Below are 21,831 nucleotides of genomic sequence, written 5' to 3'. Positions count from 1 at the left end.
ATATGCAGGCAATTGCGATAGATAGCGCAGGGTTCAAGCGCTAGAGATGATTGCCTTGGGCAACCATTGAATAGGCGGGTGTTAATATGAAAGTGTTTATTATGCGTCATGGCGAAGCCGTCCATTACGCACCAACCGATGAGCAACGTGCCTTAACAGAGCATGGCAAAGAAAATTCGATTATCGTTGCCAGAGCGTGCAAGCAGCAAGGGTATGAGCGTTTCGATAAGGTACTGGTGAGCCTTATCTACGAGCGCAACAGACGTGGGCTGCGATCAGCCAAGAGTTCAGCAGTGATGACGTCGTCACCTCTGATGACATTACGCCTTACGGGCAGGCCGAGGATGTGGTGGAGTATGTCTCTGCGATCGCTGAGATTGAAAGCCTAGAATCAATCTTACTCGTTTCTCACTTACCTCTGGTTGGTTACTTAACGGCAGAGTTTGTTGGCGATATCAGTGCGCCAATGTTCCCGACTTCTGGGTTAGTGTGCATCGAATACGATGTTCAGAGAAGACAGGGCGAAGTGCTTTGGCACATTCACCCTTAGTAAAGAAGTAAAAAGCTAAAAAACTGAAGAAAGGGTTACTTCTCAGGAATAGAGAGAAGAACCAACAGCGCGCCATCGCCGCCAAACTCAAGCGGCGCTTGGTGGAACGCCATCACATCTGGGTGCTGAGCCAGCCATAGTGGTGCTTTTTGCTTAAGAATGTGTTTGCCGATGCCATGCATGATGCAGGCACAGTGCACATTTTCTCTTATACAGTGGGCGATCATCGCCCCTAACTCACGCTTGGCTTCTTGCTGAGTCATCCCATGCATGTCTAAGAACACATCCGGTACATACACGCCGCGTCGCAAGCGTTTCACTTCGTACGTGGAAACATCATCACGCGCATAGCGAGTCGGACCATCATCGCTGAGATGCGGCTCAAATTCGTCAGAGAAATAAAACTCCGCGTCTTTGGCTTCGCGGTTGGTTCTTTTCTGCTCTTTTTGTTTCTTATTTCTGTTTGGCTGCTGGACTATGGTATCCTGTTGCAACTTTTTTACGCCTTGTACTGCATCCCTAAAGAGGGCGAAATCGTCATCAGCGTTGGTGTCTTTTTTGCTCATGGACTGGGACAACTCAATAAACATCTAGATTGGCAGTATTGTAGCGCTTTTTGGAGGCAATTTTGGATAAGATTTTTGTGGAAGAAGCCGTTTCTGAGCTTCACACACTTCAAGACTTGATTCGTTGGACCGTGAGTCGATTCAATGCAGCAGGTCTGTTTTACGGCCACGGCACCGACAATGCTTGGGATGAAGCGGTTCAGCTGATCCTGCCAACGCTGTACTTACCGATTGACGTGCCACCACATGTTTTAAACTCGCGCCTAACCAGCAGCGAGCGTCTGCGTGTTGTTGAGCGCGTTATCAAGCGCATTAACGACCGCACACCAACGGCTTACTTAACCAACAAAGCATGGTTCTGTGGCCTAGAGTTCTTCGTCGATGAGCGTGTATTGGTGCCACGTTCGCCAATCGGTGAGCTGATTGAAGCTCAGTTCCAGCCATGGCTTGCTGAAGAGCCAGTGCGTATTATGGATCTTTGTACGGGTAGTGGCTGTATTGCGATTGCTTGTGCACACGCTTTCCCAGAGGCCGAAGTGGATGCGATTGATATTTCAACAGACGCATTGGAAGTCGCCGAGCAGAACGTTCAAGACCATGGTCTAGAGCAGCAAGTGTTCCCAATTCGCTCGGATCTATTCCGCGATCTGCCAAAAGAAAAATACAATCTGATCGTCTCTAACCCACCTTATGTGGACGAAGAAGACATGAACTCACTACCAGAAGAGTTCACCCATGAGCCAGAGCTTGGCCTAGCGGCGGGAACTGACGGTCTGAAATTGGTACGTCGTATTCTTTCTAATGCACCTGATTACTTGACTGATAACGGTATCCTTATCTGTGAAGTGGGTAACTCAATGGTTCATATGATGGAGCAGTATCCACATATCCCATTCACATGGATTGAGTTTGAAAACGGCGGTCACGGTGTGTTCATGCTAACGCGTGATCAGATCCTTGAGCACGCTGAAGAGTTCTCAATCTACAAAGATTAATCGAGTACTGACTCTTAGATAAAGCGACGCTGCAATGAGAATTGCAGCGTTTTTTCGTTTGGGGGTTTACAACGTCAGCCTTTGTCGTCACTATGAATTCACGAAGAATAGACAAGCAAAGGACAAGCTGCGGGCATTGCGCTTGTTCGGACAGACAGAGGAAGTAATGGCAGGAAATAGCATCGGACAACATTTTCGTGTAACCACATTTGGAGAGAGTCACGGCATCGCACTGGGTTGTGTGGTGGACGGTTGCCCTCCTGGATTGGAAATCACGGAAGCCGATCTGCAAGTTGACTTAGATCGTCGTCGTCCAGGGACATCAAAATACACCACTCAACGACGCGAACCTGATGAGGTGAAAATCCTTTCAGGTGTGTTTGAAGGGAAAACCACAGGCACGTCGATTGGCCTATTGATCGAAAACACTGATCAACGCTCAAAAGATTACTCAGAAATCAAAGACAAGTTCCGACCAGGACACGCGGATTACACCTACCACCAAAAGTACGGTATCCGTGATTACCGTGGTGGCGGCCGTTCGTCAGCTCGTGAAACGGCGATGCGTGTCGCGGCAGGTTCCATCGCCAAGAAATACCTCAAGCAAGAGTTTGGTGTTGAAATTCGTGCGTACCTATCACAAATGGGCGATGTGTCTATCGATAAGGTAGATTGGAACGAAATCGAAAATAACCCGTTTTTCTGTCCAGATGTCGACAAAGTAGATGCTTTTGACCAGTTAATCCGTGATCTTAAAAAGCAAGGTGACTCAATTGGTGCCAAGCTACAAGTGGTCGCGACTAACGTACCTGTGGGTCTAGGCGAGCCGATTTTTGATCGTCTTGATGCGGATATCGCCCATGCGCTAATGAGCATCAACGCTGTGAAAGGTGTCGAGATTGGTGACGGCTTTGATGTAGTGAATCAAAAAGGCAGTGAGCACCGCGATCCACTGACGCCGGAAGGCTTTAGCAGTAACCATGCTGGTGGCATCTTGGGTGGTATCTCTACTGGTCAAGATATTGTTGCCAATATCGCACTAAAACCAACATCGAGCATTACCGTACCGGGTGAAACTATCACGAAAACCGGTGAGCCAACGCAATTGATCACCAAAGGTCGTCATGACCCGTGTGTGGGCATTCGCGCAGTGCCAATCGCTGAAGCTATGTTGGCGATTGTGTTGCTGGATCACCTGTTACGCCATCGCGGCCAGAACCACGGCGTGCAAACAGAGACACCGGTTATCTAACATAATCGTGAGTGTTTATTGAGCCTCTTGGGTAACACCAAGAGGCTTTTTTTGGTCTAAATCACGGATTGGACAATAAATAACCTCAACTGTGGAGGTTATGAAATTAGTCACAATATTTGTACGGGTATAGGTTCACACTAGGTACTCAGCCATCACGCGGGAGTGCATTGTTTGGACAGAAGGATCCGAAAAATGACTTGGAAGACGAGTAGGCGGGAAACCGCCGACTCAATGTAACAGTGCTTGTTTCCAATCATTTAAGGAGCGTCTTATGTCTCAACATGAAATTAGAAATATTGCCTTTGTCGGTCAAACAGGAACTGGCAAAACCAGCTTAGTTGAACGTTTACTTTTTGAGTCCCATGCCATTAATAACCTAGGTCATGTCGAAGATGGTGACACGATCACCGATTTTGACGACCAATCTATTCACTATCAACACAGCGTTGAAGCAACCCCAGTCACTCTTTCGTGGCACAATCACCAAATGAATGTCATTGATACTCCGGGGCAAGCAGAGCTTCTTGGTCGAACATTAAGTATCTTTCCAGCGGTTGAAACCTCAGCGTTGGTGTTGGATGCCGGAAGCTCTATCAACCAAGTCTCCGAGCGCTTATTCCAATTCGCAAAAGATCAGAAAAAATGCCAGATGGTGATCATCAATAAAATCGATCAGCACCCCGATAAGCTTTTGGCATTACTTGAAGAGATCGAACAGCGTTTCGGCGCACAATGTTTGCCGATTAACTTGCCGTCACAAAAACCAGCGGAAGTCATCGACTGCTATTTCGAGCCAAACCCTGAGGAAACTACCTTGTTTAGTGGCGTCGATGAAGCTCATGAGCTGCTCGTCGACCAAGTTGTTGAAATGGATGAATCTCTGATGGAGCTCTATTTGGAGCAAGGCTCAGAACTAACACCAGAACAGCTTCACGATCCGTTTGAAAAAGCGCTCCGAACCGGTCACGTAGTGCCCGTCTGTTTTGTCTCCTCGGATACAGGGGCTGGCTGTGAGCTGCTGCTGCGTACCTTGGCAGAAATTATGCCGATGCCAGACGAAGGCAATCCACCGATGCTAGAAAAAAATGGTCAGCAAGTAGCGATTGATTGTGACAAACGCGATCATACTGTCGCGCACGTCTACAAGGTCAATGTAGACCCATATATGGGCAAGCTTGCCTACGTACGTGTTTTCCAAGGTGAAATTACCGCAGGCAGCCAGCTATTTATTGGTGATAGCAGTAAAGCGTTTAAAGTCGGTCACCTATACAACTTACAAGGTAAGAAACGACAAGAGATCACCAGTGCTAAAGCAGGCGATTTGTGCGTATTGGTGAAAGTGGATGATCTTGCCTTTGATTCGGTGATTCATGACTCACACGATGAAGATGGTGTTCAGTTCAAAACCCTTAATTTCCCAGAGTCGATGTATAGCTTGACGCTGAAACCAAAAAAACGCGGCGATGAGCAGAAAATGTCAGACGTATTGGCCAAAATCGCTGCAGAAGATCCGTCGCTAAAAATAGAGCACCGTACACGCACCAATGAAACGGTATTGAGCGGCCAAGGTGAATTTCATCTCAAGATAGCGCTCGAGAAAATGCAGCAAGTCTTCAAGTTAGATGTAGAAACCAGCCAACCAAGCGTTGAATACTTTGAGACCATTACTAAGCCTGCCGAGGCGCAATATCGTCACAAGAAACAAAGTGGTGGCGCTGGACAGTTTGGTGAAGTACATCTGAAAGTAAGACCATTAGAGCGCGGCGCTGGCTTCGTATTTGTCAATAAAGTGGTGGGCGGCGCGATTCCAACTGCATTAATTCCAGCAGTAGAAAAAGGCATCGTTCAGGCATTAGAAGAAGGGGCGATATCGGGTAACCCAATCAAAGACATAGAAGTGACGGTGTTCGATGGTAAATACCATTCCGTCGACTCAAAAGAGATAGCGTTTGTCATTGCTGGCAAGAAAGCCTTCTTGCAAGCGGTAGAAGCGGCAGCCCCTATCGTATTAGAGCCCATTGTCGATTTGTCTTTAGAAATTCCAACTCAATATGTCGGTGATGTTTCCGGCGACCTTTCCGCTAATAGAGGACTCATCGTCGGAAGCGAACAAGGCATTTATGGTAGTACCATTCTCGTGGCCAAATCGCCAATTAACGAGCTAGCAGATTACTCGCGTAGGCTAAAAGCGTTAACGGGTGGGGAAGGGCGTTTTAGTATGACCTTGAGTCATTATGAACCGGCGCCACCCATGATTCAAAACCGAGTGTGTGAGGAGCAAGAGTAAATAAGTCGGCTCCAACGGAAAACCGTTGGAGCCGAGGTTTCAAGCCAAGTTTGTTACAGAACACTCTAGCCACAGACGTGTTATGACTTACTCTTTTCCTGTTCAGAATCTGATGATGTCGAGCTCGCGGTTGGTTCTGGTTGCTGTTTTTCCATCTCTGCGATTTGTTTTTCTAGCTCTTTGATGCGGATTTCTGCTTCTAGTTCAGCTACACGCTTTTCCGAGTCTGAACGGGTGTCTTTCTGTAAGCTTTCTGCCAGATTTCTGTACGTTCAGTTTCACGCGCTTCTGCCGTATCTTTCATTGAGCCTGATACACCACCAGCAACCGCACCTGCGGTACCCGCTTTAACCGCTACTTCTGGACTACCTGTTAACACACCGGCTGTCACACCAATTAGAGCGCCGCCAATCGCACCACGATTACGCGCTTCATTGCGGTTAGCAGTGTCTTCATCCGTGGCTTTGTTTGATGCACATCCTGTTGCAAATAGCGCCATCACGAGAGCGAAGGCTTTAAAAGTTTTTGATGTCAGCAGTTTTGATGAAAGCATAATATTACCTGTTTTGTTACGCCTCTTTATTGTTGGGGCGTTGGTTGGTGATTGCCTTGGATGACACTCACTATACCGACAGGTGATATATAGAACGATGAGGGAGACAATAAAGCTGATATTCAAGTTGTGAATACCAGCTTCGGCGTCATTTGAGACTAGAAGTCGAATTAATGCAGTGCTTCTTCACTGTCTAACTGGAATGAAGGTAAACGCCATTTGAAGCGGACTGCTGCCATACGCAATGTATAGCCAACCACCAACGTGATGACGGTAGTTGATAGCGTTGATAACCCGTACTCAAGCAGCGCCAAGTATAGGCAGGCTGCGGCGACAGAAATAGACGCGTACAGCTCCTGATGAAGTACTAGTGGCGTTTGGCGACAAATTAAATCACGCAATAGGCCACCAAATACGCCTGTGACGAGACCAGACACTACACAAATGAACGGGTGCAAGCCCATGCTCAGTCCTACATTGGTGCCGATAACGGTAAACACCACTAAACCAAGCGCATCGAGTCTTAGGAACACACCTTTAAATTTAATAATCCATTTTGCCAGTCCTGTTGTCAGGATCCCAGCAAGGCAAGTAATGGCCAAAAACTCAGGATGTTTTACCCAACCTAGCGGATAGTGACCCAGTAAGATGTCGCGTACCGTACCACCACCAATTGCGGTTGCACTGGCAACGAGCATGACACCAAACCAATCCATGTTACGTCGGCCCGCACTAAGCGCGCCAGTCATCGCTTCTGCCGTGATGCCGATGATGTATAAGACGGTGAGCAACATAACTCAAAACTCGAAAAAATGAAGAGGCGACAGTGTAGTGATTTGTGTCAAAGTTGACGAATGAAATGTTTTTCTGCGCAAACGTTTTTCGGATTACTTAAACTAATCTTTTTTCGGGATTAATCACGCTTTTCGATACCAAGAAATGACCACTAAGTTTGCTTTGTTCAGTTTGCGCTTTACGTCGCTTGCGATTGAATACACAATAACGCCAATTGTTATCGCGACACTATTGTTATGCACCACGAGTACCAAGACCTTATTACTGTTTTCAATCAAACATTTTTCGATGATTATCGCACCAAACTAGAGTTAGGTGGCGATGAGCCTATTTACCTCCCTGCTGACGATAAGGTGGATTACCATCGTATTGTTTTCGCGAGAGGGTTCTATGCCTCAGCATTGCATGAGATTGCGCATTGGTGTGTCGCCGGCCCCGAGAGAAGACTGTTGGAAGACTTTGGGTATTGGTATCAACCAGATGGTCGCACCGCAGAGGTTCAAGCCGAGTTCGAGAAAGTAGAGATCCGTCCTCAAGCCTATGAATGGATCCTTAGCGCTAGTGCTGGATTCCCGTTTTCAGTCAGTTGCGATAACCTAAGTGGCGACTTTGAACCGGATCGTCTTGGATTTATGGGCAAGGTTCATGCAGAGGTTCTCTCTATCCTCGAGAAGGGTATTCCACCTCGTGTAAAACAGCTGTCAGATGCATTGCGCCGCTTTTATCAAACCCCTGAATTGACTCATAACACCTTTGTGGTGCGCTAGAGCGAAGCTCTATCATCAAAATACTATTAAAGAGCCTCAACATGATTATTGAATACGAAGAAAAACTGTTAGAAACCATTGATTCTCGAATCACTCAAGCTTCCGATGATGAGCTGTTCGCTGGTGGTTACTTGCGTGGTCACATTTCACTGTCTGCTGCGTCATGTGAAGAAGATGGGATTGTCGATCTTGCTGAGTTTAAATCACGAATCCAAGCAAGCCTTGACGAAGCCAAATCAGAGCTGAGCCCAGCAGATCGCGTTATTGTTCATGATCTTTGGACTGAACTACAAGCGACAATATAGTAACGAGAATAAACATAGAATGCGCTTGTTCGAAAAATTCGATGAACTAGATAGGATTTTCTCTCTTGCTGGATCAAGCAGAACGGTTAACCTTTAATCAAACACTATGTGAGACGAAAGGGAATCGACTATGAAAGTTATCGCATTTGGCGCAAGCACTAGCAGCACTTCTATTAACAAAGCACTCGCCACCTACGCCGCCAGTTTAATTGAAGGCGCCGACGTTGAGGTGCTTGACCTTACTCAGTTTGATGTCCCGCTTTTCTCGGAAGATAAAGAGAAAGAAATTGGTCAGGCAGAAGGTGCCAAAGCGTTTCTTGATGCGATTGCAACCGCGGATGCACTGGTCATTTCCTATGCTGAGCACAACGGTCACCATCCAGCCGCGTACAAGAACCTGTTTGATTGGGCGACACGTATTGACCGTGAAGTCTTCAGAGGCATTCCTGCGGTTTATCTGGCTACTTCACCAGGACCAGGCGGCGCTGCAAGCGTACTTGCGGCGGCAACCAATTCCGCGCCTTACTTTGGCGGTAATGTAAAAGCGAGTATCTCTGTGCCGAGCTTTTACGATAATTTTGACCTTGAATCGGGTCAGCTCACCAACGCTGAGTTGGTCGATAAAGTTCAATCAGCCATTAAGCAGCTCTGATCAAATTTTTGTTCTTATACCTTCCTCAATTGAAGGCGCTAGTTATTGGCGCCTTTTTTATTTCCGCCTTTTATTTTCGCCTTTTTATTTAAGAAATGGGGTCATCCGCTTCTCAAATTAATACATAGCGATATTGGCATTGATGATGTCAAAGAGTAACCTTAGCCACAGCTACTTAAGTAGAAATAAAAAGGATAAGGAAACACTATGCTTCAGCTTGCAATTATCGGCACAAACTGGATTAGCGAGAAATTTGCTCGCGCGGCACTGCAAACCGAACAGTTTGTGATTCGAGGGGTTTATTCACGTGCGCTTGATAAAGCGCGTGCATTCGGTGAGCCGCTTGGCGCTACTCTATTTATTGACTCATTAGAGGAGCTTGCGGCATCAAAAGAGATTGATGCGGTTTACATTGCCTCACCAAACAGCCTTCACAGTGCTCAAGCAATACAAATGATGGAAGCGGGGAAGCATGTCATTTGTGAAAAGCCAATGGCATCGAACTTAACCCAAGTTGCATCGATGTTTGAAGTCGCTAAAGCCAATAACGTGGTGTTGATGGAAGCGTTTAAAACGGCTTACCTACCTAATTTTATTGAAGCTAAAAACGCGCTAGCACACTTAGGGAAACTGCATAAGGCACACTTAACGTACTGCCAGTACTCATCCCGTTACCAAAAGTACCTAGATGGCGAAAACCCGAATACCTTTAACCCTGAGTTTTCCAATGGCTCAATCATGGATATTGGTTTCTACTCCGTTGCAGCCGCTGTGGAACTGTTTGGTGCGCCGGATCAGATCCAAGCCAGTGCTCATCTGTTGGAGTCGGGGGTTGATGCCCATGGCAGCGTGCTACTTCGCTATCCAGAGTTTGATGTTACTTTAAGCCATTCTAAAGTGAGCAACAGTTACTCAACGAGTGAGATCCAAGGGGAAGAGGGCAGCTTATTGCTTCCTGATTTTTCGGAGTGTTTGGGCTTTGATTTGTATGCTCGAAATGGTGAACGCACTCATTTTGAAACTGAGCAAGTTGAGAACAGCATGATGTATGAAGCCAACGCCTTTGCATCGATGATTCTGAAAGGAGAAATGGATGAGCACGCGACTCAGCGTTCGCTGACGATTGCCCATATCATCACTGAAGTTCGCCGCCAGACTGGCGTGGTATTTCCAGCAGATAATAACCAGTAACAGATAGTTAGGCGTTAAACACGGTTAAAGCGTCGGACATTGGGCAGTGGCTCCGACGCTTTACCTAGCCTATGTTGTTGAATTTATGACTTAAGCTTTTTGCTGCCCTGAGTCAGATTGGCGAGCACCCCTCGTTCTATCAGTTTAGATTTACCAAGACCAATAAATACCATTACGGTTGCCACAGCGATGCAGACAGCACCAACACCGACCTGTCCTTGGAAATCGCCTGTTGCTGTTGCCGCCTGTGCAACAATTGGACCTGCCGCTAGACCTACTGTACCAATCTCTGGCCCGTATGAGCTGAAGTAACCTGACTTATCTGTGGTAGCCAATGCTGTGTAGTAGCGAGCGTACATCATGTTCCACAGCATGATGTAAAACGCTGAGAAGCCTAGGAATGATGTGGTGTCGTTGGTGCTTGCCATACCAAAACAGACCGCCGCGTTAATCACACTAAGAGAAACAATGATGGTGGTATGGCTGTATTTCTTGTCAACAACCGCAGTCAGAATGCCACCGATAACGGCCATCACTGAGCCCACTGCCAACACCAAACCCACATCTTCAGTCGACGCTTGCATGTCTGCACCGATGATCTCGATATACGGATAAATGATACCAAGCTTAAGCTGTAGACTAAGAATGCGCCGCCAACCCAAATCATAGGAACCACGTATTTCTTTTTGTCTACGCTATTACCGTGTGCAGAAGAGAGCTCTTTGTCTTTCTCAACACGGCCATTATCAGGGTAGAACCAGAAAGCGACCAAACATAGCGCCGAGGCAAACATAAAGAATTGGTAGAGCGCGTTAAGGCCGAATTCTGCCATGAGCTCTGGGATCAAAATGAACCAAGTGATCAGCCAAACGTTCAGAGCGGCAATCATATAACCAAAGTTACGACCTGGGTGCTTAGTGACACTCATCCCCACTAGGCCTAAAGAGTAACCGATACCCTGGCCGCTGCCTGCAATAAGGCGGCTGGTGATAAAGCTATCGAAGTCCTGCGCAGTCATACTCATGTAGTTACCTGCAATCAGTGCGATAGCGGCAATGTAACCTATATAACGCCAGTTAACACGGCGAATTAGAAGTAGCGAAAAAAGTAAAGAAGAGAGGGCTGTGGCAAGCAGTTCGTACATGGCGATGCTTTCAATTTGCGCATCATCGAGTGCCATGGCTTCTGCTGCACCACCCAGCATAAAGGGTAAAAAGTTAAACGCGTTAGGCGCAAACATCACCAGCATCATAGCTGCGATGATAAGCGCTTTAGAATCAATCGTCCGTTTTGGGCTAATAAAAGTGTTTAGCATATTGAGCTCCTATCCATCCTTGAACAGTTTGTTATAGATATGTTAATAGTGAGCGTTAATTAGCAATTGATGTAGTACCCATTTGGGTTACAAAGATGTTAATGGATGTAATTATTGTGTTTCATGTCAAATTCGAGTCTTTGCAAGAACACAAAGACCCGATAGGAGAGGTAAGGCGAGGGCGGGTTAACCTAGAATGTAGTCGGCGTATTTGCTGCGCAGATCTTTCTTACTCAGTTTACCAGTAGCGGTGTGGGGAGCTCTTTAATAAACTCAACCGCATCAGGGATGCAGAATTTAGCCACTTTACCGTCAAAATGGGCTAGCAGCGCTTCGGCAGAGACTTCAACATCGTGGGTTACCGCAATCAGTAGCGGTCTTTCTCCCCATTTTTTATGAGGAACACCGATGACCGCTGCTTCTTTAATATCAGGGTGGCCGACGGCGATGTTTTCAAGTTCAATTGAGCTAATCCACTCACCACCTGATTTAATGACATCTTTAGAGCGGTCTGTTATCAACATATAGCCATGGGGATCCACGCTGGCGACATCGCCGGTATCAAAATAGCCATTGTTGTCAACGGACTCGCCTTGTTTATAGTAACCAGAAGCGATCCAAGGTCCCCTGACTTTAACAGCGCCAAATTGATGTCCGTCCCATTCCACCTCTTGTCCCTGCCAATCCTCGATTCGCATATCGACACCAAATACAATGCGCCCTTGTTTAAGCTTATAGCTCATCTGCACTTGTTCTGACTGCTGCTTGAGACTAGGCTTTAGCTTGTTGAAAGTGCCAAGTGGACTCATCTCAGTCATTCCCCAAGCGTGCTGAACCGAAACATTGAATAGCTGATCAAACTCATTGATTAGTAGTTCTGGACATGCCGAGCCACCAACGACGATGCGTTCCAGTGTCGGTACTTGAATATCATTGCTTTTTAAGTACTCCAGTAGCATCAACCACACGACAGGAACCCCAGCGGTCATGGTGACGCCTTCGCTATTGATAAGATCGCTCAACACTTCGCCATCGGCCATCTTAGGTCCCGGCATCACGAGCTTAGTGCCAGTCATAGGTGCACTGTAAGCAAGACCCCATCCGTTTACATGGAACATAGGGACGATCGGCATGACAGTTTCGTCGATAGAGAGCGAAAAGGCGTCCGGTAGTGCGCTACCTAAGGAGTGGAGCACGGTAGAGCGATGTGAATACAACACACCTTTCGGGTGTCCGGTCGTACCGGAGGTATAGCACAGGGAGCTCGCATCATCTTCAGCCAGCTCAGGCCAGTTGAACTCATCGCTTTGATCGTCAATCAAGGATTCATAATCAGTGAGGTTGGCAATATCGACATCGGGCAGGTGTGCTTTATCACAGAGAGCGACATAGTGACTCACGGTTGGGAACTTGTGTTGCAGCTTTTCAATGAGCGGCGCGAAAATTGGGTCAAAGAAGACGATGGTATCTTCGGCGTGATTGACGATGTACTCGATTTGCTCTGGAAATAAACGAGGGTTGACGGTGTGCAACACGCCGCCCGAGCATGAGATGGCGTAGTACAACTCAAGATGACGATAATCGTTCCAGGCAAACGTAGCGATGCGCTGCCCTTTTTCTAGGCCAAGTGATTGTAGCGCATTAGCAAGCTGGCGAGTTCTTTTAAATGCGTCGTTTAGGGTGTATTTGTGGCGAGGATTGTCATAAGTGACTGAGACAACTTCAGTATCACCGTTTACTTTATCTGCATGACGCATGATTTCAGTAATGGTGAGAGGGACATTCATCATTTGACCTTTCATTATGCAACTCCATTTGTTATTGGAATGTAAATAGTATGTGATCGCATTAGCTTTGGGTATGTACCCCAATAGAGTTACGAGTTGAGTTGTGAAGTCACATAAGTGTCAGGCCCTGTAATGGAAACTTTGATACAGCTCCTCAAAAGCGAGGTAATTTACTTTTTATCATTAAATATATTTGTCACGATGGAAGATATAATTTAAACATCGATGCGTTGGATCTGTAAAAGCGACCATTGCAGAATCGCCTCTCATTGCACAAACGAATAGTTCTGACGGTGAAAACTGCGAAGAGCAGGACGTTGGGTCGGTACTGAGTTGAGCAAGCATCGAGAATCATGGTAATTGAATTGGCATGTAAAGCTAAGATAAGGAGTGTCTATGTCTCAAGCTACGACAATGACGGAACAAGCCGCTGCATGGAACGAGTTCAACCGACACTATCCACGCTTAATTGCCGCTATTGGCGATGTCACTTTTCTACAGCGTCTGTCTGAGCTTACAACTGCGATTGTCGGTTATGACAGTTTAGTCGTGATGAGCTTTGATGGAGACAACGCACCTGTTGTGCTTTATAACGATACGACTTTTTTCGAAGACCAAGCTATCGACAAAGAGTTTATGGGCGCTTTAGTGTTGGATCCGTTCTATCAGTTGATCCGCCGCGGGGTAAAAGAAGGGGTCTATCGTCTCGATGATATTGCTCCAGATGAGTTCTATAGTAGCGATTACTACCACCAAATTTACAAACAAACAGGTTTGCAAAAAGAAGTGGGCGTCATCACCAGTTGTGGTGATGATTTGCGTTTAGTGCTTTCACTTGGACTGCGCAATAAGGCCTGTGTGGATGTCGATGAAGTGGAAATCGTCAATAGCTTTTATGAGCTGATCAGTGTTGCGATTTGCAAGCACTTTCAAGTAGGGCACCCAGAACAACGTACTATCGGTCATCAGTTGAATGATATTTTCAGTAACTTTGGCAAAGACTTCCTGAGTGAACGTGAATGTCAGGTGACTCAACTGGTGCTGCAAGGGTACTCGACTAAGGCAATTGCGCCTTTGCTGGAGGTCTCGACAGAAACTGTAAAGGTATATCGCAAGCGAATTCACAATAAGTTAAAAATATCTTCCCAGTCAGAGCTGTTTTCTCTGTTTTTGGAAGCGGCATCAACCGTGCCTGCTGACAGCAACATTGACCCGCTAACCCTGTATTTTGGGGGTAAGAGCGTGCACTGATCACCTTTTATCCCCTATTAGGGTTATTGGGTCGGATGTTAAAAATATTTAACATAGTAATGGTTGGAACCAGTAAGCGCGATACGTAGCGTCTGCTAGTGACACATCTCCTTATCTGAGCGCACGCTTGAGCCGCGTAGCGCCGTCAGTTTACCCGATCTCTTGGTAGTCAGAGGTCGGGTTTTTTTGTGATCTTAATCCGAGGTTGCACGGAAGTAGGCCAAATGTATGTGATTGCAATCACATTTGGTTTTTTTAGGTGTTTGATAATTCTGAGTGATAGGTAAAATGAAAACGAATTGTTAAATGGTGTGGTGGGTTTTTAGTCAAACATGCTGTTTAGTGGTTAAAAATTAGAATTATCGAGATTTATTGCTGGTGTTAAATTACTCACTAGTGATATCAGTTAGTGACTCCACCTTTTGGTGGAGTTTTTATCTATTATTTATCTCTCCTAGGAGAATTATGCCATTTTTGCTACAAAAATATGGCAAATTGCTTTGAAGATTGGTAATGTGAACCGCAATCTTCGTAAGGATTTAGAATTTTATGCTCAAATATTGAGCTAAATAGTTCTAAAATGCTGACCGTTCTAGCAATTCTTCGAAGAAGTCATGGATGCAAAAATAAAACTTGGAGTTAAATGCATGTATAAGAATAAGATCACGCGAGCGATACTTGTAAGCGCAGGTATGTCGCTAGCGCTAGTAGGTTGTGGCGATAAGCCAGAGGAAAAACAGACTCAACAACCTGCACCGGCTGCAGTGGAAAATACATCAGAAGTTAAATTGGCAGCTGTTCAGGAGCTCGTTCGTGGTAACGGTACTGAAGTAGCGTCGATTGACCCGCATAAAACCGAAGGTGTTCCAGAGTCTCACGTAATCCGTGATCTTCTAGAAGGCCTTGTAAACCAAGACGCAGATGGTAACACTATCCCTGGTGTTGCTGAGTCTTGGGAAACGACAGACAACACTAAGTTCACTTTCCACCTTCGCAAAGACGCTAAATGGTCTAACGGCGACCCAGTTACTGCTCAAGATTTTGTATACAGTTTCAAGCGTGCAGTTGATCCAAACACAGCATCTCCATACTCGTGGTACCTAGAAATGACCACTATGGAAAATGCTGCAGATATCATCGCTGGTAAGAAAGACAAAGACACACTAGGTGTGACTGCGACTGACGACCACACTCTTGTTGTACAACTAGAGCAGGCGGTTCCTTACTTCGTTAAGATGATGGGTCACACAACCGTTAAGCCAGTACACCAAGCAACGGTTGAGAAGTTTGGCGATCAGTGGACTAAACCAGAAAACTTTGTTGGTAACGGTGCATTCGTACTAGACAAGTGGGTAGTCAACGAGCGTATCGAGCTTAAGCCAAATACTCAGTACTGGGATAATGCAAATACTAAGCTAACGAAAGTAACGTTCCTACCGATCGAAAACCAAGTAGCGGAAATGAACCGTTTCCTATCTGGTGAAATTCAGATCACGAACGAAACTGCCAATCGAGCACTTCAAACGTCTACAGAAAGAGCACCCAGAATCGGTTAACGTGAAAGGTAACCTGTGTTCTTACTACTATGGTTTCAACAACCAGAAAGCACCGTTCGACGATGTTCGCGTTCGTAAAGCCCTGTCTTACACTATCGACCGTGACGTCGTTGCTAACGCAATCATGGGTCAAGGTCAAAAGCCAGCTTACTTCCTAACGCCAGAAATCACTGCGGGCTTCAACCCTGCACTTCCAGCGTACGGCAACATGACTCAAGAAGAGCGTATTGCTGAAGCGAAGAAGCTACTTGCTGAAGCAGGTTTCGATGAGGCGAACCCTCTAAACTTCACTCTGTTGTACAACACGTCTGAAAACCACAAGAAAGTAGCGACTGCTATCCAATCTATGTGGAAGAAAGACCTAGGTGTTAACGTGACGCTTGAAAACCAAGAGTGGAAAACGTACCTAGATACTCGTCGTCAAGGTGACTTCGACGTGACTCGTGCTGGTTGGTGTGGTGACTACAACGAAGCTTCAAGCTTCCTGTCGCTAATGCAATCCAACAACAGCTCAAACGATCCGAAGTACCACAGCGAAGAGTACGACGCGGTAATGGCGAAAGCAATGGCTGCAACAAGCGACGAAGAGCGTGAAGCGCTATACATCGAAGCTGAAAAACTGCTAGCGCGCGATATGCCAATCGCACCAATCTATCAGTACGTTACATCTCGTCTAGTTTCACCTAAAGTAGGTGGCTATGCGGTGAACAACGCTGAAGATAAGCTGTTCTCTAAAGATATGTACATCGTAGAGTAATTGCTTCTCAAGTAATTCAATAGAGTAGTTCCTACTCACATAAAACTATAACTATGAAGGCACTGCATGTGGAAACACATGCAGCGTCTATTGCTATTTTTAATTGTCACAGACTGGATGGATGAGTTTATGTTTAAATTCATTATGAAACGGATTTTTGAAGCAATACCAACGCTATTGGTATTGATCACCGTATCTTTTTTCCTGATGCGCTTTGCACCGGGTAACCCTTTTTCAAGTGAGCGTCCGCTACCTCCAGAGGTAATGGCGAACATCAACGCAAAATATGGCCTTGATAAGCCGGTGTTTGAGCAATACACCACTTACCTAACCAATATCTTGCAAGGCGACTTTGGTCCCTCTTTTAAATACAAAGACTTCACGGTAAATGAGCTGGTATCTAATGCACTACCAGTATCTGCAAAAGTGGGTTTCTTAGCGTTCATCTTTACCGTCATTATGGGGGTGAGTGTTGGAACCATTGCCGCGCTGCGGCAAAACAGTTGGCTCGATTATGGGGTAATGGCCACCGCCATGCTCGGGGTCGTCATGCCTCATTCGTACTCGCGCCAGTACTGATTTATATCTTCTCTATTAACCTTGGTTGGCTGCCTGCTGGTGGTTGGAACGATGGCTCATTTAAATACATGCGCTGCCGATCATTGGTATGTCTCTGCTCTACGTGGCTACATTTGCCCGTATCACCCGTGGTAGCATGATTGAAACACTGAACAGTAACTTTATCCGTACCGCTCGTGCGAAAGGTTTGAGTTACCGTTACATCATTCTTAAGCACGCGCTTAAGCCAGCTCTACTGCCAGTCGTGTCGTACATGGGGCCTGCTTTCGTAGGTATCATCACCGGTTCGGTCGTTATCGAGACCATCTTTGGTCTACCAGGTATTGGTAAGTTGTTCGTAAACGCAGCCTTTAACCGTGACTATTCGTTGGTAATGGGTATCACCATTTTGATTGGTTTCCTATTCATTCTATTCAATGCGGTCGTGGACATCTTGCTTGCCATGATTGACCCGAAAATTCGTTACTAAAGGAGCTGGGTAATGATGCTAACGAAAAAAGAAAACTTAGAAGCAGTTGAAAAGTTTTCAGAAAATTTGGAAGTTGAGGGTCGCAGTCTTTGGCAAGATGCACGCATTCGTTTTATGCGTAACAAAGCCGCGATGGTCAGCTTGTTCATTCTAACCTTGATGACGCTAGCGGTTATCTTCCTACCTATGTTCGCTCAATATACATTTGACGATACAGATTGGTACGCGATGCACGCAGCACCTAGTGCGGATCACTGGTTTGGTACTGACGCACTGGGTCGTGATTTATACGTTCGTACTCTCGTTGGCGGTCGTATCTCGCTAATGGTAGGTGTACTAGGTGCATTGGTGGCGGTCGTTATCGGCACCCTTTACGGTGCCGCATCTGGCTTTATTGGTGGTCGTGTTGACCGCATTATGATGCGTATCCTAGAAATTCTGTACGCAGTACCATTTATGTTCCTAGTTATCGTACTGGTGACATTCTTTGGTCGTAACATCGTGCTTATCTTTGTGGCTATCGGTGCAATTGCTTGGCTAGACATGGCGCGTATCGTACGTGGTCAGACTCTCAGCCTGCGCAGCAAAGAGTTTATTGAAGCGGCGCACGTATGTGGTGTGAGCAAGTGGAAAATCATCACTCGTCACATCGTCCCGAACGTACTGGGTATCGTAGCGGTTTACTCAACACTACTTATCCCAAGTATGATTCTGACCGAATCATTCCTTTCATTCCTTGGTCTAGGCGTTCAAGAACCAATGACAAGTTGGGGCGCACTACTGCAAGAAGGTGCAAATACAATGGAAGTTGCTATTTGGCAGCTAACATTCCCTGCAGCATTCATGGTAGTCACCCTGTTCTGCTTTAACTATGTGGGCGACGGTCTTCGTGACGCGTTGGATCCAAAAGACAGATAATAAAGACTAAGGAAGTAATATGAGCTTATTAGATGTAAAAGATCTGCGTGTCGAATTTACCACGCAGGACGGTATTGTTACCGCAGTTAACGACCTGAACTTCTCACTAAACCAAGGTGAAACGTTGGGTATCGTAGGTGAGTCAGGTTCGGGTAAATCTCAGACGGTTTTCTCTATCATGGGTCTGCTTGCGAAAAACGGCATCATCTCTGGCAGTGCCAAGTTTGAAGGCAAAGAGATCTTAAACCTGCCTGAGAAAGAGCTGAACAAAGTTCGTGCAGAACAAATCGCGATGATCTTCCAAGATCCAATGACCTCGCTAAACCCTTATATGAAGGTGAGCGACCAGTTGATGGAAGTACTCATGCTTCACAAAGGCATGGGCAAAGCTGAGGCATTCGAAGAGTCAGTTCGCATGCTAGAAGCCGTTAAGATCCCTGAAGCGCGTAAGCGTATCACTATGTATCCGCATGAGTTTTCAGGCGGCATGCGTCAGCGTGTTATGATTGCGATGGCGCTACTATGTCGTCCAAAGCTACTGATTGCCGATGAGCCAACTACGGCTCTTGATGTAACCGTTCAAGCACAGATCATGGATCTTCTGAACGAGCTGAAAACCGAATTCAATACCGCAATCATCATGATCACCCACGACCTTGGTGTGGTTGCGGGTTCATGTGACAAAGTATTGGTGATGTACGCGGGCCGTACTATGGAATACGGCACTGTAGATGAAATCTTCTACAACCCAAGTCACCCATACGCAGAAGGTCTGCTAAAAGCGATCCCTCGTTTGGATACTGAAGGTGAAATTCTACCGACGATTCCAGGCAACCCACCAAACTTGCTACGTCTACCACCAGGCTGTCCTTACCAAGAGCGTTGTCACCGCGCAACACCTCAGTGTAGCGTGGAAGCACCAAAGCTAGAGAACTTTGGTCAAGGTCGTCAACGTGCGTGTTTTTCTGATTGGGAGGCTTGGGCCAAATGAATGCAATGACAAATAACAAAGAACTACTTCTAGACGTTAAAGAGCTTAAGGTTCACTTTAGCATTGCCTCCAAGTCTGCATGGCCTTGGAGCAAACCTGCCAACCTTAAAGCGGTAGACGGCGTGAATGTTCGTTTATACGAAGGCGAAACGCTAGGTGTAGTAGGCGAGTCTGGTTGTGGTAAATCGACATTTGCGCGTGCCATCATCGGTCTGGTTGAAGCAACAGACGGTGAAGTGATGTGGCTTGGTCAAGATCTGACTAAGATGCGTGAAGTTGAGCGTCGCAATACGCGCAAAGAGATCCAAATGATTTTCCAGGATCCTTTAGCATCGCTTAACCCGCGTATGACTGTGGGTGACATCATCGCTGAGCCTCTTGAAACCTTCTATCCAGAACTCTCTAAGACTGAAGTGAAGGATCGCGTTCGTGAAATGATGACAAAGGTAGGTCTACTACCAAACGTTATCAACCGTTACCCGCACGAGTTCTCAGGCGGTCAGTGTCAACGTATCGGTATCGCACGTGCACTTATCTTAAAGCCTAAGATGATCATCTGTGATGAACCTGTATCGGCATTGGACGTATCGATTCAGGCTCAGGTTGTTAACCTTCTGAAGGAACTACAAAAAGAGCTAGGTTTGAGCTTAGTGTTCATTGCCCACGATTTGTCGGTAGTAAAACACATCTCTGATCGCGTATTGGTGATGTACTTAGGTAACGCCGTTGAACTCGGTGAAGCTGAGGCACTGTTTGCTGACCCGAAACACCCGTATACACGAGCGTTGATGTCAGCAGTACCCATCCCAGATCCAAAGATTGAACGCTCAAAGACGATTCAAATGCTGGAAGGTGATTTGCCGTCTCCAATTAACCCACCATCGGGTTGTGTGTTCCGCACGCGCTGTCCACAAGCGACAGAGCAGTGCGCACAACAAAAACCAACAATACAGGGAACGGACGTACACGCAGTGTCGTGCCTAAACGTAAGCGTTTAGTGTATCCCAGTAATGTAATAGCAAGGAAAAGCCTTAACCATTTGTGTGTGAGTGGTTAGGGTGGCTATTTTCAGCCTGTGACGGGCCTAAGCGCGACGAGATTTTTGGTCGCGCTTTTTTTGTATCTGAAATCCATAAACCAATTTCTATATCACTAGTTATTCAAAGATTTTGAACGACATAGTTAAACCCTTCCTATCAAGTTCCAACTGGCTTCGATCTATACTCTGAATCATCAAATGATAAAGAGGAATAGAGTCATGGGGAAATTAGTAGAAGGTGTTTGGCACGACGTTTGGTATGACACCAAAGCCTCTGGCGGTAAATTTGTCCGTGAAGACGCTGGTTTTCGCAATTGGATTGAAAATCGAGCGGATGCCGAGTTTCAACCGGAATCTGGTCGCTATCATCTTTATGTGTCGCTAGCGTGTCCTTGGGCACATCGTACTCTTATCTTCCGCTCTCTCAAGGGACTAGAGCCCCACATTGATGTCACTGTTGTTTGCCCCGATATGCTTTCAGAGGGGTGGGTGTTTGGGCTTCCAGAGCCATTGTTTGGTTTTACCAAGATGCATCAGGTGTATACTCAAGCGAAACCTGACTATACCGGCAGAGTGACTGTGCCTGTACTGTGGGATAAGAAAACCAACACCATAGTAAGCAACGAATCCTCTGAAATTATTCGAATGTTCAACTCTGCGTTCAATGATTTAACAGGGAATCATGACGATTATTATCCGGAATCACTGCGTGCTGGCATTGATAACTGGAATGAGTTTGTCTATCCCAACATCAATAATGGCGTGTATCGCTGCGGCTTTGCCACCTCTCAAGATGCTTATGAAGAGGCCTTCCATAGCTTGTTTGATGCGCTAGATAAGATCGATGAGCACCTAGCAACGTCGCGTTATCTTGTTGGAGATAAATTAACCGAAGCTGACTGGCGCTTGTTTACGACCTTAGTTCGCTTTGACGCTGTGTACGTTGGTCACTTCAAATGTAATAAAAAACGCATTGCGGATTACCCGAACATTCAAGGCTATCTTAAAGAGCTGTATCAAGTGGAAGGAGTGAGTGCGACGACCGATATGTACCATATTAAGCGTCACTATTACTTTAGCCACACGGGGATTAATCCAACACAAGTGGTGCCACTTGGTCCTGAACTGGATCTTGATTCGCCACATGGCCGCGAATCTATTGGTGGATAGGGTCGTTGTTGGTACTTTGAAATATTCAGGACATCAGAGACGAAAAAACCGACTCAAGCGAGTCGGTTTTTCTTTTGTATGGT

Annotated in this window: 17 protein-coding genes and 4 pseudogenes; 15 read left to right on the top strand and 6 right to left on the bottom strand. The window is 46.2% G+C overall.

All coding sequences use genetic code 11. The annotated features are described in order from the left end of the window. Positions 1–86: 86 nt before the first annotated feature. Positions 87–550: pseudogene (gene sixA, locus TZ48_RS21300) on the top strand (phosphohistidine phosphatase SixA). 35 nt (positions 551–585) lie between these two features. Here the strand turns inward: sixA and smrB are convergent. Next, positions 586–1,116, bottom strand: coding sequence for an endonuclease SmrB (gene smrB / locus TZ48_RS21295; protein WP_112480591.1), 531 nt, complete (start codon positions 1,114–1,116; stop codon positions 586–588). A gap of 62 nt (positions 1,117–1,178) precedes the next feature. Here smrB and prmB point away from each other — a divergent pair, with 62 nt between their 5' ends. The 3 genes from prmB to fusA all read left to right on the top strand — a co-directional run bounded on the left by prmB (position 1,179) and on the right by fusA (position 5,653). After that, positions 1,179–2,111: a 50S ribosomal protein L3 N(5)-glutamine methyltransferase gene (gene prmB, locus TZ48_RS21290; protein WP_112480589.1), complete on the top strand. Its 933-nt coding sequence runs from the start codon at positions 1,179–1,181 to the stop codon at positions 2,109–2,111. A gap of 166 nt (positions 2,112–2,277) precedes the next feature. Further along, positions 2,278–3,363: a chorismate synthase gene (gene aroC / locus TZ48_RS21285; protein WP_112462197.1), complete on the top strand. Its 1,086-nt coding sequence runs from the start codon at positions 2,278–2,280 to the stop codon at positions 3,361–3,363. Positions 3,364–3,637: 274 nt separating this feature from the next. Beyond that, entirely contained in the window at positions 3,638–5,653 is a 2,016-nt protein-coding gene (fusA, locus tag TZ48_RS21280; protein WP_112480587.1) for an elongation factor G, read from the top strand. Between the two features lie 80 nt (positions 5,654–5,733). Here fusA and TZ48_RS21275 read toward each other — a convergent pair. Together TZ48_RS21275 and TZ48_RS21270 are read right to left on the bottom strand one after the other, a co-directional pair. Then, positions 5,734–6,191: pseudogene (locus TZ48_RS21275) on the bottom strand (glycine zipper family protein). Between the two features lie 185 nt (positions 6,192–6,376). After that, on the bottom strand, positions 6,377–7,000 hold the full coding sequence (locus tag TZ48_RS21270) for a trimeric intracellular cation channel family protein (protein WP_112480585.1): 624 nt from the start codon (positions 6,998–7,000) through the stop codon (positions 6,377–6,379). Positions 7,001–7,237: 237 nt separating this feature from the next. On the opposite strand from TZ48_RS21270, the gene TZ48_RS21265 reads away from it, so the two are divergent. From TZ48_RS21265 to TZ48_RS21250, 4 genes are all read left to right on the top strand, one after another. Then, complete coding sequence (locus TZ48_RS21265; RefSeq protein WP_112480583.1) at positions 7,238–7,768, top strand: elongation factor P hydroxylase; 531 nt, start codon at positions 7,238–7,240, stop codon at positions 7,766–7,768. A 41-nt stretch (positions 7,769–7,809) separates the two neighbouring features. Then, positions 7,810–8,073, top strand: a complete 264-nt coding sequence (locus TZ48_RS21260; RefSeq protein ID WP_042502347.1) for a YfcL family protein — start codon at positions 7,810–7,812, stop codon at positions 8,071–8,073. Positions 8,074–8,203: 130 nt separating this feature from the next. Then, complete coding sequence (locus TZ48_RS21255) at positions 8,204–8,725, top strand: NADPH-dependent FMN reductase (RefSeq protein WP_112480581.1); 522 nt, start codon at positions 8,204–8,206, stop codon at positions 8,723–8,725. 207 nt (positions 8,726–8,932) lie between these two features. Next, a complete protein-coding gene (locus TZ48_RS21250; RefSeq protein WP_112480579.1) occupies positions 8,933–9,916 on the top strand; it encodes a Gfo/Idh/MocA family protein in 984 nt (327 codons plus the stop codon). Positions 9,917–9,999: 83 nt separating this feature from the next. On the opposite strand, the gene TZ48_RS21245 is transcribed toward TZ48_RS21250, so the two are convergent. The 3 genes from TZ48_RS21245 to TZ48_RS21235 form a co-directional block, all read right to left on the bottom strand. Further along, positions 10,000–10,500 (bottom strand): hypothetical protein, encoded by a 501-nt coding sequence (locus TZ48_RS21245; protein WP_162674685.1) that lies wholly within the window; start codon positions 10,498–10,500, stop codon positions 10,000–10,002. Continuing rightward, positions 10,449–11,231 carry a hypothetical protein gene (locus tag TZ48_RS21240; RefSeq protein WP_112480575.1) on the bottom strand — a complete coding sequence of 261 codons (783 nt, stop codon included), beginning with the start codon at positions 11,229–11,231 and terminating at the stop codon, positions 10,449–10,451. Before TZ48_RS21240 ends, TZ48_RS21245 begins: the two co-directional genes overlap by 52 nt. Positions 11,232–11,464: 233 nt before the next feature. Next, the gene (locus TZ48_RS21235; protein ID WP_239671022.1) at positions 11,465–13,033 is read right to left on the bottom strand and encodes a long-chain-fatty-acid--CoA ligase; all 1,569 of its coding nucleotides are present in this window, start codon (positions 13,031–13,033) and stop codon (positions 11,465–11,467) included. 381 nt (positions 13,034–13,414) lie between these two features. On the opposite strand from TZ48_RS21235, the gene TZ48_RS21230 reads away from it, so the two are divergent. The 7 genes and pseudogenes from TZ48_RS21230 (at position 13,415) to TZ48_RS21200 (ending at position 21,748) form a co-directional block, all read left to right on the top strand. Then, positions 13,415–14,269: a helix-turn-helix transcriptional regulator gene (locus TZ48_RS21230; RefSeq protein ID WP_112480573.1), complete on the top strand. Its 855-nt coding sequence runs from the start codon at positions 13,415–13,417 to the stop codon at positions 14,267–14,269. A gap of 782 nt (positions 14,270–15,051) precedes the next feature. After that, positions 15,052–16,582: pseudogene (locus tag TZ48_RS21225) on the top strand (ABC transporter substrate-binding protein); the annotation flags it as partial. A 129-nt stretch (positions 16,583–16,711) separates the two neighbouring features. Then, positions 16,712–17,630 (top strand): annotated as a pseudogene (gene oppB, locus TZ48_RS21220) (oligopeptide ABC transporter permease OppB). A gap of 15 nt (positions 17,631–17,645) precedes the next feature. Then, the gene (gene oppC, locus TZ48_RS21215) at positions 17,646–18,548 is read left to right on the top strand and encodes an oligopeptide ABC transporter permease OppC (protein ID WP_112480610.1); all 903 of its coding nucleotides are present in this window, start codon (positions 17,646–17,648) and stop codon (positions 18,546–18,548) included. A gap of 19 nt (positions 18,549–18,567) precedes the next feature. Then, positions 18,568–19,539, top strand: coding sequence for an ABC transporter ATP-binding protein (oppD, locus tag TZ48_RS21210; protein ID WP_112480571.1), 972 nt, complete (start codon positions 18,568–18,570; stop codon positions 19,537–19,539). Between the two features lie 5 nt (positions 19,540–19,544). Then, complete coding sequence (oppF, locus tag TZ48_RS21205) at positions 19,545–20,537, top strand: murein tripeptide/oligopeptide ABC transporter ATP binding protein OppF (protein ID WP_162674684.1); 993 nt, start codon at positions 19,545–19,547, stop codon at positions 20,535–20,537. Positions 20,538–20,797: 260 nt separating this feature from the next. Then, positions 20,798–21,748 carry a glutathione S-transferase family protein gene (locus tag TZ48_RS21200; RefSeq protein WP_112480566.1) on the top strand — a complete coding sequence of 317 codons (951 nt, stop codon included), beginning with the start codon at positions 20,798–20,800 and terminating at the stop codon, positions 21,746–21,748. Positions 21,749–21,831 lie beyond the last annotated feature (83 nt).

Source organism: Vibrio variabilis (genome assembly GCF_003263785.1).
In the GTDB taxonomy this organism is placed as follows: domain Bacteria; phylum Pseudomonadota; class Gammaproteobacteria; order Enterobacterales; family Vibrionaceae; genus Vibrio; species Vibrio variabilis.
This window is presented reverse-complemented; position numbering and strand designations above follow the sequence as displayed.

Coding starts and splice junctions, on each gene's coding strand:
- smrB (WP_112480591.1), bottom strand. CDS start 1,116: ATGAGCAAAAAAGACACCAACGCTGATGACGATTTCGCCCTCTTTAGG.
- aroC (WP_112462197.1), top strand. CDS start 2,278: ATGGCAGGAAATAGCATCGGACAACATTTTCGTGTAACCACATTTGGA.
- fusA (WP_112480587.1), top strand. CDS start 3,638: ATGTCTCAACATGAAATTAGAAATATTGCCTTTGTCGGTCAAACAGGA.
- TZ48_RS21270 (WP_112480585.1), bottom strand. CDS start 7,000: ATGTTGCTCACCGTCTTATACATCATCGGCATCACGGCAGAAGCGATG.
- TZ48_RS21265 (WP_112480583.1), top strand. CDS start 7,238: ATGCACCACGAGTACCAAGACCTTATTACTGTTTTCAATCAAACATTT.
- TZ48_RS21260 (WP_042502347.1), top strand. CDS start 7,810: ATGATTATTGAATACGAAGAAAAACTGTTAGAAACCATTGATTCTCGA.
- TZ48_RS21255 (WP_112480581.1), top strand. CDS start 8,204: ATGAAAGTTATCGCATTTGGCGCAAGCACTAGCAGCACTTCTATTAAC.
- TZ48_RS21250 (WP_112480579.1), top strand. CDS start 8,933: ATGCTTCAGCTTGCAATTATCGGCACAAACTGGATTAGCGAGAAATTT.
- TZ48_RS21245 (WP_162674685.1), bottom strand. CDS start 10,500: ATGCAAGCGTCGACTGAAGATGTGGGTTTGGTGTTGGCAGTGGGCTCA.
- TZ48_RS21240 (WP_112480575.1), bottom strand. CDS start 11,231: ATGCTAAACACTTTTATTAGCCCAAAACGGACGATTGATTCTAAAGCG.
- TZ48_RS21235 (WP_239671022.1), bottom strand. CDS start 13,033: ATGAAAGGTCAAATGATGAATGTCCCTCTCACCATTACTGAAATCATG.
- TZ48_RS21230 (WP_112480573.1), top strand. CDS start 13,415: ATGTCTCAAGCTACGACAATGACGGAACAAGCCGCTGCATGGAACGAG.
- oppC (WP_112480610.1), top strand. CDS start 17,646: ATGCTAACGAAAAAAGAAAACTTAGAAGCAGTTGAAAAGTTTTCAGAA.
- oppD (WP_112480571.1), top strand. CDS start 18,568: ATGAGCTTATTAGATGTAAAAGATCTGCGTGTCGAATTTACCACGCAG.
- oppF (WP_162674684.1), top strand. CDS start 19,545: ATGACAAATAACAAAGAACTACTTCTAGACGTTAAAGAGCTTAAGGTT.
- TZ48_RS21200 (WP_112480566.1), top strand. CDS start 20,798: ATGGGGAAATTAGTAGAAGGTGTTTGGCACGACGTTTGGTATGACACC.